Consider the following 11,399-nt stretch of genomic DNA (forward strand, 5'->3'; position numbering starts at 1 on the left):
GGGGTAGGCGTAGAGCCCCAGCGCGATGACGTTGTTGGCGTTCGCCGGATCGACGCGGATGTTCCCGAACCACCACCCGTAGGACGCGTAGATGCCGCTGAGCGCGCCGTCGTTCACCTGGGTCCAGCTGTCGCCGCCGTTCGTGCTCTTGTAGACGCCGCGGAAGTACGCGCTGGCGTCCGCGTAGATCGCGTAGAGCACGCTCGGCTGGCCGGCGCAGACTGCGATGCCGATGCGGCCGACGTTGCTGTCCGTGGGCAGGCCGCTCGTGAGTTCTTGCCAGGAGTCACCACCGTTCGTGCTGCGCCAGAGACCGCTGCTCGGGCCACCGGAGCGGCGGTAGGTGAGCCCGCGCACCCGCTCCCACATCGCCGCGTAGAGCACCTGCGGGTTCTGCGGATTCAGCGCGAGGTCGATGCAAGCCGTCGAGTCGGTGAGCGCGAAGACGCGCTGCCAACTGCCCCCGCCGTTCAGGCTACGATAGACGCCGCGCTCCGGGTTCGTGCCGAAGAGCTTGCCCGAGGCGGCGACGTAGACGCGCTGGCCGTTCGTCGGGTCGACGAGGATGCGCCCGATGTAGCGCGTCGCCTCGAGCCCGAGCTGCTGCCAGCTCGCGCCGGCGTCCGTGGACTTGAAGACGCCCAGGCCGAAGAAGCTCAGGCTCGCTGCGTTCGCCTCGCCAGTGCCGGCGTAGATCACATTCGGGTTGCTCGGGTCGAGGGCGACGGCCCCCACTGGCAGGACGGCCTGCTCGTCGAAGATGGGCGCCCAGTGCGCGCCGCCGTCCACGGTCTTGAAGATGCCGCCGCTGGCCATCGCCGCGTAGGCGAGGTCCGCGTTCGTCGGATGCACGGCGATGTCCGTGACGCGGGCGCCGATGTTCGTCGGTCCGGCCGGTTCCCAGCCCGCGCGGCCCGCCAGCAGCGCGCCCTCACGCTCCTTGGCCGCCGCCTGATCGAGCGCACGCGCCAGGGCGGCCTGGGGGATGTCGCCCGCGGCGTCCGCGCGCTGGAACCAGAACCAGTCGTTGGGACGCTTGTTCGGCTCGCGGGGCGGCGCCTCGCGCCGGCCGAAGGGCAGCAGCAGGACGACGAGCGTGAGCGCGGCGAGGGCGAGGAGCAGGCGGCGCACGGCGAACTCCGGGGCGTGGGTGCAGCCTCGATTGTACCGCGCGCGGCGGGTGCGCCGCTAGCGCCGCGCGGCGCGCGCTCTCTCGATGGCCGCGAGCAGGGCCGCGGGCTCGTCGGTGCCGATGCGGTGGACGCAGCCGTCGGCGAGTTCGATCTCCACCGCCTCCCAGCCGGAGACGTTGTAGATCCAGCCGCGGGCCAGCCGGTGGATGCCCCAGCCCTGCACCCAGCGGTTGCGGACCGCGCGCGCGGCGCGGATCTCGGCGATCGGGATGCGGAAGCGGACGAGGCCGATGCCGAAGCGCAGCGCGAGCGCGCCCTCCGCGATGGTCACCTCGAGCCTGAAGAAGAGCAAGCCGGCGATCAGCAGGACCGCCGCCACCGCCACGCTCACCGGCACCCAGCCGACGACGGCGCTCATCCCGCCGAGGTAGCCGAGAAAGAGCCCGAGGGCGACGACGATCGCCGTGCCGAACTGCGAGTGGTGGTAGCTGCTCATCGCTGGCGCCCTCCGCGGCGCGCGGTCGCTAGTAGTCGGCGTGGATGCCCGTGGCGACCTCGCGGCCGCAGCGCGGGCAGCGGTAGACGATGCGCGGAAAGCCCACCGCGACGCGCAGGCGCCCGCCGCAGTCCGGACAGGTCGGCCGCGTCCGGCTCACGAAGAGGAGGATGGGCACGAGGCCGAGGGCGAGCGCGAGGAAGGGCAGCCCCGGATGCAGGGGCAGCAGGCCCAGGCCGGCGAGCAGCAAGACGAGCGCCAGCGCCCCGAGCCAGGACCAGGTGGCGACGCGGCGCAGCCGGTGCGTGTATTCGGTGGCGTCCACCCCTCACCCCCCTGGCGGCGCGGGCCAGCCGTAGGCGATCTCCACGAGGTCCCGGTCGCCGATGACGATCCGCTGCTCGGCGAATGGCGCTCCGCCCATGTGCTCGTAGAAGCCGCGATTCGGATTGTCGCGCAGGACCCAGAGCATGAACGAGGCGATTCCCTGCGCGGCCAGCGCCGCCGCGGCGGCGAGGAAGAGGCGCCGCCCGCAGCCGCGGCCCTGCTGGTTCCGGAGCAGGTAGATGGCATAGAGTTCGCCCGCGAAACCCCGCGCCGGTTCGCGCGCCGGACCGGCTGCCGCGAAGCCGACGATCGCCCCGCCCGCTTCCGCGACGACCAGGCCCGGCGCCTGCCGTGGGTCCCCGAGTTCCCGCCGCCACAACTCGGCGCGCCGGTCGACGCTGAGCCCCGCCAGGTGCTCGGCGGGGACGAGGCCCCGGTAGGTCTCGCGCCACGCCTGGATGTGGACGCGCGCGATGGCTTCGGCATCGGCGAGGGTCGCCTGGCGCACCAGCACCGGCGCCGGCGGCGCATCGCGCGGCGGGGAACCGCGGCCGTTCACTGTACCTCCCGCGCCCGCGTTCGCGGGCAGCACTGAATCCCGCACCGATCAGACCCCGCGCCCTCCACTCAAGCGCCAGAACGCGAAGTTCAGGCTCGCCGCGTAGCCGACCCAAATGAAGTAGGGCAGGAGCAGCGCGCCGGCGAGCCGATCCACTCGCCAGAATAGCACGGCGACGCCCAGGATCGCGAACCCCAAGACCACGATCTCCAGGCCCACGAGATCGATGCGCTGCCGCCCGAAGAACAGGTAGGACCAGAGGGCGTTCAGTGCGAGCTGCCCGATGAAGAGCCCCAAGGCCGTGCCGGCACCGCTGAAGCCCGCCCGTCGCCAGACGAGCCAGGCGGCCACGCCCATCGCGAGGTAGAGCGCCATCCACACCGGCCCGAAGACCGCGCTGGGCGGCGTCCAGCCCGGCTTGCTGAGCGCGGCGCCCTCCCCCACGACGGTGGGATGGACGATGCTCTCGATGAGTTGCGGCCGATGCGCGCGTGGAGCGGCGTCACCAGGCCCAGCCACAGGCTCGACAGGTAGGGAGTGAGCACCGGCACGCCTGCCGCGCCCAGGACGCGGCCGACTTCCTGCCGGCTGCGCACGTGGGGCGAGAGCTCTTCCTCCTCACGGCCCAGGCCGCCCAGGTAGATGATCCGCGTCGAGACTCGACCGGTCGAGGACGTCCCCCCACGTAGCCGCTGGCCCCCGTGAGCAGGACGAGCGCGTGGTCGGCACCGGGCATTGTCGGCATCCCCCTCGTCGCCCACCAGCGGGGTCCTCCCCCCGGCCGCTCGCGACGCAGGCTAGGAGCCGGCCGCCGCCCGGGGAAGCCCAATCCAGCGTAACGCCCGCGTAACGGCCCCGATCCACACTTCTCCCGCGCGCGCAGGACAGCGCGCGGGACGCTCGGGAGGGTAAACATGCGACGCAGTCTGATCATCGCCGCGCTGATCGCGCTGGCGACCCCGGCCGCCGCCCAGGATGCCTGGGAGTGGATCGGGCCGGAGTACACGAACACCGCCGTCATCGCTGTCGACGCGGACGGTGCGATCTTCATCAGCGGGCTCTACATGGGCATTCGCAGGAGCGTGGACGACGGCGTCACCTGGACCGACCTGCCCGGCGGACCCGGCGATCCGACCGAGATGGTCGTGACCGGCGCGGGCACGCTCGTGTCCACCGACATGTGGGGCTACGGCGTCCTCGTGACGAGCGACAAGGGCGAGAACTGGACGCGCGTGATCGTGCACGACCAGTACGAGTGGGTCTCACAGCTCGCGGTGCATCCCCTGACCGGCGACGTTTACGCGGCCGTCAACGACGGCGGCGGGCTGCACTACTCCTACGACGGCGGCTACAACTGGCAGCCCACCGCCGCGAGCCCGCTCTGCACGATCTACTGGGATCTGGCCGCGGGCGGGAACGCCGGCATGTGGGTGAAGGGCGACGCGAGCCTCTGGCGCTCGGACGACTACGCCGCGAGCTGGGACGAGCTCGGCGTGCCGGCCAGCACCGAGGAGGGCGGCGAGCTCTTCTTCGCCCCCAGCTTCGCGCTCTTCATGACGGGCTACGATCCCAATGCAGGCGGCACGCATCTGCTGCGCTCCTGGGACTTCGGGGACACCTGGACCGAGTTGACCGAGGGCCTGCCGGAAGCGGAATTCGCCTGTTTCGATGACATCGTCTTCGGCAATGACTGCGGCACGATGCTGATGGCGGACGGCTGCAACGGCGTCTACCGCTCGCCGGACATGGGCGACCACTGGACGCCCTACATGGAGGGCCTGACGGCGACGGACATCATCGCCCTCGTCAACGGGCCGACCGGCGTGCACTACGCGGCATCCCTGGGCAGCGGCGTGTTCAAGAACGCGCGCGACGCCGTGGCGGCCCCCGAGTCGCCGGCCGCGCCGCGCGCGCTGCTTGCGCAGAACCACCCGAACCCCTTCAACCCGTCGACGACGCTCAGCTTCACGCTCGGCGAGGCGGGCCCCGTGCGCCTCACCCTGCACGATGCGCAGGGCCGCCGCTTGCGCACGCTGGTGGCGGGGATGTACGCGGCGGGCACGCACGAGTTGACGCTCGACGCCTCCGGTCTCGCGAGCGGCAGTTACCTCTGCCGGCTGGAGGCGAGCGGCGAGCGGCAGGCGCGGCGGATCACCTTGCTGAAGTGAGGGGCGCGCCGCCTAGCGCGCGAGCAGCTTGAAGAGGAGGAGGATCACCGCCGCGGCCAGCAGCAGGCTCCCGAAGCGCGTGAGCAAACGGATGCCGCTCACGGCGCGGTCTTGCGCGTAGCGCTCCGGGCGGCGCAGGACGTCGAGCTTGCGCATGGCGCGTCCGTAGGGCTCCTGGTCGCCGCGCCAGCTCCGGCGGGCCTGAACCAGCCCCGCCACGATGGCGAGAACGCCGAGCACGAGGAGAATCACGAAGACGATTTCGCGCAGATCAGTGGTCTCGCTCATCGCCGCTCCTTATCCAGGCCGGCGCCGGGGCAGCCAGCGCCCGACCTGCGCGCAGTACGCCGCGCACTCGCGGCCGAAGCGGGCGCGCAGAGGCGGTTCCTCGTCGCCGCATACGAAGAGCTGGAAACCTGCCGCCACCAGCAGCCCATAGCCGAGCAGGATAGTCGATCGAAAGAGCAGGGCCCAAGCGAAAATCAGCGTCAGGACCGCTAGGTACATCGGATTGCGGGTCAGGCGGTAGAGGCCGCGCACGACCAGGCGCTGCGGCGCGGCGCTGGGCGCCGGCGTGCCGCGCCCGTGGCGAGCGAGGTCCCAGATGCACCAGAGGCTCATGCGCCCTCGCGGCAGGCCGCCGTGCCCGGGACTCGCGCCTGGAGCGGCGCATGGCTGGCCGCCTCAGCCTTCATCGGGGATCTCGGCCTCGACCAGCTTCGCCAGCAGGAAGAGCGACTCCTGCCAGCCGAGGTGGCAGGCCTCCAGGGGAATCACCGCCGGAATGCTCTCCTGCACGATGCTCAGCTCGGTGCCCACGCTCACGGCCTTCAGCGTGACCGTGGTCGTCATCTCGCCGGAAAGGTTCGGGTCGTCGAAGGCATCCGTGTAGCGCAGGCGCGCTCCCGGCACCAGCTCGACGAACCGGCCGCCGAAGCCGTGAGTCCTGCCGGTCGAGAAGCTCGTGAAGGACATCTAGTAGCCGCCGCCCACACGGGCGTCCAGCTGGTGAACCTTGCCGGTGAAGCCGTGCGGCGGCAGCCACTTCGCCATGGCGTCGGCATCGAGGAAGGCGCCCCAGACGCGCTCGGGCGTCGCCTGGAGAACACGGTGGAGACGTACGGTGCCGGTGGACATCGCCGCTGCCCTTCGCGTTGAGGTGAGGGCCGTGCGAGTATGCGCGAGCAGGACGGGGCGCCGCAGGGCGAGCCGGCCGCCCAGCGGAAAGAAGCGCAGCGGACCCGATTATCGGGCGGCGTCACTTTCCCTGTCGGCGGGGCTTGGCAGCGCTTGCGGTTTTCCTTAGGCTGCTCCTGACGAGTCGCTGTCATCCACGAACGAGTAAACCAAGGAGAACGCTCATGCGTGCACTCGCCCTCACCGCCGCCATCTGCCTCGGGCTGGCCGGCGCCGCGATCGCCAAGGACGAGCAACCGGCTTCGATGAGTCACGAGGACATGATGAAGGCCTACGCGGCCGCCGCTGCGCCCGGCGCTGCCCACGCCCTGCTCGCCAAGAGCGCCGGCCACTGGAACGCCACCGTCAAGTCCTGGCAGGACCCCGCCGGCGAGCCGATGGTCTCCACGGGGACCGAGGAGGCGGAGATGATCTTCGGCGGCCGCTACCTGCAATCCCACTTCCGGGGCGACATGATGGGACAGCCCTTCGAGGGGATGGGTACGCTGGGCTACGACAACGGGAAGAGGAAGTACGTCGGCACCTGGTTCGATTCCATGGGCACGGGGATCATGAGCTACGAGGGCGACTACGACGCCCAGAAGCAGGAGCTCGTCTGCCGCGGGTCCTATGTCGACCCCCTGATGGGGGTGGAAACGAAAGTCCGCCTCGTCACCCGCTTCCTCAGTGATGACGCGCATACATTCGAGTTCTGGGGCCCCGCGCCCGGCACCGACAAGGAGGTCAAGTGGATGGAGATGAGCTACTCCCGCGCTGTGGCGGGGCGTTGACGATCACCGGCAGCTTGCCCGCCCAGGCCCGCCAGGTCTCGGCAGCGGTCACGAGTTCGGCCATGAAGTGGGCGACGCTCGCCCTGTCGGTGTCGCCCGGCCTGGCGAGGTTGTTCACCAGGCTCTCGTGCAGCGCGTACGACGAGAACTCGCCCGTGCGTAGGGTGTCCGGGCGGACGACGACCCACGCGAGACGACCGTTGCGCGGGCCGATCGCGCGCACCGGCAGGCCGCGAGCGAGGAGCTCGGCCAGCACGAGCCGGCCGGTGCGGCCAGTGGCGCCGAGCAGGAGGACCTCAGGAAGCGAGCGACCCGCGGCAGACATCGGCGACCCCTTCCGGCCGGGCACCAAACGCAACCACCCGCAGGACCCGGTCTTCCTTTCCCCGCTGCGCGTTCCTCAGCAGAGTGGCCCAATCGCGATCCGGCTACCGCCCCGGCTTGGAGAGAAGCGAGCCAAGCAGGCCCTCCAGCGCGTTGGTCTCCGGGACCTTCCCGTCCGTGGTCAGGTGATCGACCGCGGCTGGCAGGGGCCCGGCGAGCAGTGAACCGGCGTCCGCCAACGAAACGCCCGCCTTGCTCGCGAACTGCCGGAGAGTGTCCTGGCCAAGGACATCCGTCACCTGCGCGGCGGAGACCGGCGGGTTTGGTCCCGTCGAAATCCAGCCCGCGATCATGTCGCCAAGGCCCTTCTTCTGGAAGGCGCCCACGAGACCGCGAGCCTCCGCTGCCGCCGACCGAAACGTTCCGCGTGCTCAGGAGACCCAGCAGTGCGGTGACGATCTGGGGGTTCTTGAACACCATGGACACCAGGCCGCCGCGGCCGCTCGTATCGCCTTGCCCGCTCATCGCCTGCTTCATCAAACCTTCGAGGAATCCCATAGGTTCTACTTCTTCTGTTTCCTCAACTGCAAGTGGTCGCCCCCATTCGCATCTGGATCGCCAGGCAGCGGACTCCGCGGGGCGCAGGGTCATTGGCGTGAGAGGATAGCAGAGGCGTCCCTGTCTGGTCAGGGGCCTTGCTTCGGTGCCATGGCGGTTCCTGCGCCGCTGTCGTCGGCCGCGATCGCGTCCCGATCGACAGCCTTCTGGAGACGGCGCACTTCGAGCAGAATGGCCATGAAACGGCGTCCGAACGGCGTCAGCGCGTACTCGACTTCGACGGGCGGCTTCTCGCCGTAGACGGTGCGGCGGGCGATCCCGAAGCGCGTCATCTTCCGCAGCCGCTCGTTCATGACCTTCGCCGAAAGGCCCGGGCAGGCTCTCAGCAGGGCACTGGGCCGGGTGCAGCCGTCGGCCAGGAGCCCGAGGAGGATCACGGACCACTTGCAGCCGATGATGCTCTCCACCATGGCCGCGACGGGAATCGCCTTCGGATCTTCGTTCATCGAATGACCACTCGCCGGGGAACGGGTGAGAACCGCTGAGTACCTACCTTACCGGAAAGTGCCATCTTGGTGCAATCGCGCCGGCGATATATCCTATCGGCGCTGGCGGCAGGGAGCCGCTGCGAGCAGGACCGATCGAAACGAGAGGAACCATGACGATGAAGCAGAAGGCCGTCTTCTACCACGCCGGGTGCCCTGTGTGCGTCAGCGCCGGGCAGTCCGTGCTCGGAGCGCTGGACACGAGCCGCTTCGAAGTCGAGGTCGTTCACCTCGGTACCGCCAAGGGCCGGCTCTCCGAAGCCGAGACGCTGGGCATCAAGTCGGTCCCCGCACTGGCGCTGAACGGCCAGGTGTTCCACATCAACTTCGGGGCGAGCCTGGCCGATCTCAAGTGACGGTTGCTGAGGCGGCGGGACTTCGGCGCCTCGCGGCAGGCCAACCCGCGCCCGGGGTGGAATGGGCCCGGGCGCCGGGCAGCCAAGGTCAGCGCGATGCCTCCGGAAGGGGTGCCATGCCGCCACGATGAGGAGACGCTACCGCTCACGCTGCGCAATGCCCGTTCGATCCCCCGCGTGAGCAGCGCCGAATGCCTGGCACTTGAGAGCCTCGGCGGCGCGAGCGTTCTCGTCGCGCCTGCCCGCAAACACGAAGCCCGACGTCACGACCGATCCGTCGGGGGCTGCCCAGGTCACCTCCACCACCCGGGCACCCAGCAGCCACTTCCCGCCCCGCCACGACGATCGGCTCAGTGCCACGGCCAGGATGCTCCGGCTGGAGATGCGAATCGGCACGTGCGTCAGGGTCCTCAAGAACGAGAGGCCGTGCCCGTCGAGGACCCACTGGCCGTTGCCCCGAGCGAACAGCCCCTTGGCCGAAACGCGTCGGCCTCCCGGATCGAGCGAGGCGACGTAGTAGCCCCTTCCTTCCATGCTCCCCCTGGTATGCCGCGCGCTCACGCTCAGCCGCGGCGCGCCGCCCGCGGCCGACGCCATATCAGCGTATACGTCCATGCCGCACCCCTCTTGTCAAGCGGGATGTCTCCCGCGAGAACTTCGGCAATCGCAGCAATCGCTGCAGCTCTCTCGCATGCTGAAACAACGGCTCGAGGCGCAGCTTCACCCAATCCGTCTTCGGAGTGAGACCCGAGAACTCCTCTCTGAGCCTCTCGAGGGCTGCGATCGCGGCGGGAATGTCCTCCTCGTAGACCCTGTCCACGCTGATCCTCCACCTTGAGGTGATGGGGTTGGCTCCGGGGTGCGGGAGCGTGTCCGGTTCAGCGCCGGTTAGGTGGCGCCGCTTGTTACGAGTTGGACAACATGTCGTGCTCGTTCTGCTCGATCCAGCCGTGCCACTTCGTAGATGCTGTATCCACACAGACGGTACCACCAGACGAGCTGCTCATGAACCCGCGCCGCGTGCTCGAACGAGTGATCGCGCTCCGCGTCGGTGCAGTAGATCTCGGGCCAGTGTGGCAACGCGAGAACCGTACGATGGAAGTCGTACTTGCTTAGCAGCCCGTGGCAGAAAAGGGTCTGCAGCAACTCCAGCCGGCGATCGGCCGGAGCGGTGCTGAGTTGCGTGCAGGCAGCCGGAGCCGATTCAGCAGCGGATACAGGCGAGAATGAGCATTCGCAGTGGAGCGGCGGCGATCCAGCGAGACCCTCAAGGCCGCAGCGCGGCCTCCGGCCGTCCTCGGCTTGCCGCTGCCCAGCAGCCGGCGCAGCAGCAGCCCCAGATTGAAGCCCGCCACATGGATCAGCTGCCGTTTGAGCGCGTTCTCCAAGCCGCGCAGGTGGAGTCGCCGCAAGCCACCCGTCTCGTAGCAGTGCGCGAAGGGGCGCTCGAGGTATTCGCCGCGCTTATGCAGGAGCTGCTTCCCACGCTCTCCCCGGATCCGCCGGCGGTTCGCGTGCACGGCCCGTTGCGCTGCCACTTGTCCCGTCCAGTGCCGGCGGCCGCGAGCAGGCTCGCTGCAGCAGCTGCGTATCCCCAGCGCCTCGGTGAGCATCACCGTCGCGTTGCTGTGGTAGCCCTTGTCCATGACCAGCCGCGCTACCAGGTGCGCCGACACCGGCGATCCCTCGTCTTGCGCCAGCATCGCCGGGTGCTCCAGCGTCTGGCCCAAGGTTTCCGGCAGGCTCGCGCTGTCGCCGCGGTCTCCCGGCTGCAGCGTCACCGCCAGCACCGCCTCCGTCTCCAGATCCACCGCGTGCTCGGCCTTGTGCGCCAGGTGCGTCCGCCCATCCTTCAGCTTCGTGATCCGCGCGTCCGGATCGTGCGGGTTCTGCCAGTCGTCGTTCGAGGCCTTGCCCTTGCGGCGCCGGTCCAGCCGCGCCAACGCGGCCCGCGTCGGCGTCCGGATCCCCGAGGCCGCCGCCAGCCCCTGCAGGTACTCCGTGTACCCCTCGCCCGTGTCCCGGCGCACCAGGCTCCGCAGCGCGGCGTTCGCTTCCAGCGTCGTCGCGTCGATCCCGATCGCCCCGCCCCGCACCAGCCCGGCCTCCGCCAGCCGCTTCAGCTCCCAGGCGAAGACCGCCTGGTGCGTCTCTACTGCGATCAGGCGTCGATTGCGGCTGAGCGTCGAGTGGTCCGGCGTCGTCTCCGTTAGTGCGTAACCGCAGAAGGCCCGCAGCGAGAGCGAGTCCGCGAGACGCCAGGCGATGCCCCGCTCCGAGTCGATGCCCTCGAAGTAGCCGACCGGCAGCAGGCGAAAGTAGATGGCCGGTGGCAGTGAGGGGCGCCCCAGCCGCTCGGCATAGAAGGCACGGCACTCGCCCTCGACGAAGCCACCGAAGTCCTGGGGACCCAAGAGCGCATTCAGCCGCTCGTAGAAGGGGTGTCCCGGGACCAGGGCGATCGCTGCCGCCGGCAGCCAGATCTCCCCCTGTCGCTCCCGTCGGCGCTTGCCCATGGCCATCGCCCCTGCCTCCCGCCTGGGTCGTCGCCGACACGACCCAAGGGACACCAAGCCCTCATGCAGAGAGACCTTCACCCCGGGCTGTTAGCGCGGCTTGCAGATCTCTCTCCGTCATCGGTGCGACCTCATTGATCATTGCCATTGCCCCAAGCGGACTTTGATCGAAGAAGATCACGCCCGTATCCCTTGCGATGCCTTGGTACTTCTTCTCGTCTCGGCGAAGGCTCTCGCGGGCGAACGCCTCATGTCCTGGGCGCGGCGGCACCCCTTGGCTGAGGCGTTCCGCAATGACCTCACGCGCCGATTGACTGACAGTCTGATAGCCGCGGCGGGACAGATCCTGCACTAGCAGGGTGCTGAAAAAGGCCGTGCGGATGGCCGCTGAATGTGCTTGAAGGGAGCTACCCCATTCTCCCGCGAGGTAGCTGGCATGCGTGGTCCTGA

Annotated in this window: 14 protein-coding genes and 3 pseudogenes; 3 read left to right on the plus strand and 14 right to left on the minus strand. The window is 69.6% G+C overall.

Annotated elements, in window-relative coordinates; all coding sequences use genetic code 11:
- The 5 genes and pseudogenes from FJ251_09405 to FJ251_09425 form a co-directional block, all read right to left on the minus strand.
- Positions 1-1,131 (minus strand): glycosyl hydrolase (locus FJ251_09405; protein ID MBM4117942.1); only part of this gene is annotated, 1,131 nt, incomplete at its 3' end.
- 57 nt (positions 1,132-1,188) lie between these two features.
- Complete coding sequence (locus FJ251_09410) at positions 1,189-1,629, minus strand: hypothetical protein (protein ID MBM4117943.1); 441 nt, start codon at positions 1,627-1,629, stop codon at positions 1,189-1,191.
- Positions 1,630-1,657: 28 nt separating this feature from the next.
- Positions 1,658-1,954 (minus strand): hypothetical protein, encoded by a 297-nt coding sequence (locus FJ251_09415; GenBank protein ID MBM4117944.1) that lies wholly within the window; start codon positions 1,952-1,954, stop codon positions 1,658-1,660.
- A 3-nt stretch (positions 1,955-1,957) separates the two neighbouring features.
- The gene (locus tag FJ251_09420; GenBank protein ID MBM4117945.1) at positions 1,958-2,560 is read right to left on the minus strand and encodes a GNAT family N-acetyltransferase; all 603 of its coding nucleotides are present in this window, start codon (positions 2,558-2,560) and stop codon (positions 1,958-1,960) included.
- A 3-nt stretch (positions 2,561-2,563) separates the two neighbouring features.
- A pseudogene (locus tag FJ251_09425) lies at positions 2,564-3,081 on the minus strand (tryptophan-rich sensory protein).
- A 348-nt stretch (positions 3,082-3,429) separates the two neighbouring features.
- On the opposite strand from FJ251_09425, the gene FJ251_09430 reads away from it, so the two are divergent.
- Entirely contained in the window at positions 3,430-4,683 is a 1,254-nt protein-coding gene (locus FJ251_09430) for a T9SS type A sorting domain-containing protein (protein ID MBM4117946.1), read from the plus strand.
- A gap of 12 nt (positions 4,684-4,695) precedes the next feature.
- On the opposite strand, the gene FJ251_09435 is transcribed toward FJ251_09430, so the two are convergent.
- The 3 genes and pseudogenes from FJ251_09435 to FJ251_09445 all read right to left on the minus strand — a co-directional run bounded on the left by FJ251_09435 (position 4,696) and on the right by FJ251_09445 (position 5,820).
- Complete coding sequence (locus tag FJ251_09435; protein MBM4117947.1) at positions 4,696-4,971, minus strand: hypothetical protein; 276 nt, start codon at positions 4,969-4,971, stop codon at positions 4,696-4,698.
- 9 nt (positions 4,972-4,980) lie between these two features.
- The gene (locus FJ251_09440) at positions 4,981-5,304 is read right to left on the minus strand and encodes an isoprenylcysteine carboxylmethyltransferase family protein (GenBank protein MBM4117948.1); all 324 of its coding nucleotides are present in this window, start codon (positions 5,302-5,304) and stop codon (positions 4,981-4,983) included.
- A 63-nt stretch (positions 5,305-5,367) separates the two neighbouring features.
- Positions 5,368-5,820: pseudogene (locus tag FJ251_09445) on the minus strand (SRPBCC family protein).
- Between the two features lie 224 nt (positions 5,821-6,044).
- Here FJ251_09445 and FJ251_09450 point away from each other — a divergent pair.
- Positions 6,045-6,650: a DUF1579 domain-containing protein gene (locus FJ251_09450; protein MBM4117949.1), complete on the plus strand. Its 606-nt coding sequence runs from the start codon at positions 6,045-6,047 to the stop codon at positions 6,648-6,650.
- 196 nt (positions 6,651-6,846) lie between these two features.
- Here FJ251_09450 and FJ251_09455 read toward each other — a convergent pair.
- The 3 genes and pseudogenes from FJ251_09455 to FJ251_09465 all read right to left on the minus strand — a co-directional run bounded on the left by FJ251_09455 (position 6,847) and on the right by FJ251_09465 (position 8,038).
- Positions 6,847-6,945 (minus strand): annotated as a pseudogene (locus tag FJ251_09455) (NmrA family transcriptional regulator).
- 133 nt (positions 6,946-7,078) lie between these two features.
- Positions 7,079-7,360, minus strand: coding sequence for a DUF937 domain-containing protein (locus FJ251_09460; protein ID MBM4117950.1), 282 nt, complete (start codon positions 7,358-7,360; stop codon positions 7,079-7,081).
- A 300-nt stretch (positions 7,361-7,660) separates the two neighbouring features.
- Positions 7,661-8,038: a helix-turn-helix transcriptional regulator gene (locus tag FJ251_09465; GenBank protein ID MBM4117951.1), complete on the minus strand. Its 378-nt coding sequence runs from the start codon at positions 8,036-8,038 to the stop codon at positions 7,661-7,663.
- A 158-nt stretch (positions 8,039-8,196) separates the two neighbouring features.
- Here FJ251_09465 and FJ251_09470 point away from each other — a divergent pair, with 158 nt between their 5' ends.
- Complete coding sequence (locus tag FJ251_09470; protein ID MBM4117952.1) at positions 8,197-8,433, plus strand: conjugal transfer protein TraF; 237 nt, start codon at positions 8,197-8,199, stop codon at positions 8,431-8,433.
- Between the two features lie 138 nt (positions 8,434-8,571).
- Here FJ251_09470 and FJ251_09475 read toward each other — a convergent pair whose 3' ends face one another.
- From FJ251_09475 to FJ251_09485, 3 genes are all read right to left on the minus strand, one after another.
- Positions 8,572-9,048, minus strand: coding sequence for a hypothetical protein (locus tag FJ251_09475; GenBank protein ID MBM4117953.1), 477 nt, complete (start codon positions 9,046-9,048; stop codon positions 8,572-8,574).
- A gap of 273 nt (positions 9,049-9,321) precedes the next feature.
- Positions 9,322-9,888, minus strand: coding sequence for a hypothetical protein (locus tag FJ251_09480; GenBank protein ID MBM4117954.1), 567 nt, complete (start codon positions 9,886-9,888; stop codon positions 9,322-9,324).
- Positions 9,546-10,955: a transposase gene (locus tag FJ251_09485; GenBank protein ID MBM4117955.1), complete on the minus strand. Its 1,410-nt coding sequence runs from the start codon at positions 10,953-10,955 to the stop codon at positions 9,546-9,548. The genes FJ251_09480 and FJ251_09485 overlap by 343 nt, the downstream gene beginning before the upstream one ends.
- Between the last annotated feature and the right edge of the window lie 444 nt (positions 10,956-11,399).

This window comes from bacterium (assembly GCA_016873475.1).
Classification (GTDB): domain Bacteria; phylum Krumholzibacteriota; class Krumholzibacteriia; order JACNKJ01; family JACNKJ01; genus VGXI01.

Coding starts and splice junctions, on each gene's coding strand:
- FJ251_09450 (MBM4117949.1), top strand. CDS start 6,045: ATGCGTGCACTCGCCCTCACCGCCGCCATCTGCCTCGGGCTGGCCGGC.
- FJ251_09475 (MBM4117953.1), bottom strand. CDS start 9,048: ATGGACGTATACGCTGATATGGCGTCGGCCGCGGGCGGCGCGCCGCGG.
- FJ251_09465 (MBM4117951.1), bottom strand. CDS start 8,038: ATGAACGAAGATCCGAAGGCGATTCCCGTCGCGGCCATGGTGGAGAGC.
- FJ251_09470 (MBM4117952.1), top strand. CDS start 8,197: ATGAAGCAGAAGGCCGTCTTCTACCACGCCGGGTGCCCTGTGTGCGTC.
- FJ251_09485 (MBM4117955.1), bottom strand. CDS start 10,955: ATGGCCATGGGCAAGCGCCGACGGGAGCGACAGGGGGAGATCTGGCTG.
- FJ251_09410 (MBM4117943.1), bottom strand. CDS start 1,629: ATGAGCAGCTACCACCACTCGCAGTTCGGCACGGCGATCGTCGTCGCC.
- FJ251_09435 (MBM4117947.1), bottom strand. CDS start 4,971: ATGAGCGAGACCACTGATCTGCGCGAAATCGTCTTCGTGATTCTCCTC.
- FJ251_09440 (MBM4117948.1), bottom strand. CDS start 5,304: ATGAGCCTCTGGTGCATCTGGGACCTCGCTCGCCACGGGCGCGGCACG.
- FJ251_09430 (MBM4117946.1), top strand. CDS start 3,430: ATGCGACGCAGTCTGATCATCGCCGCGCTGATCGCGCTGGCGACCCCG.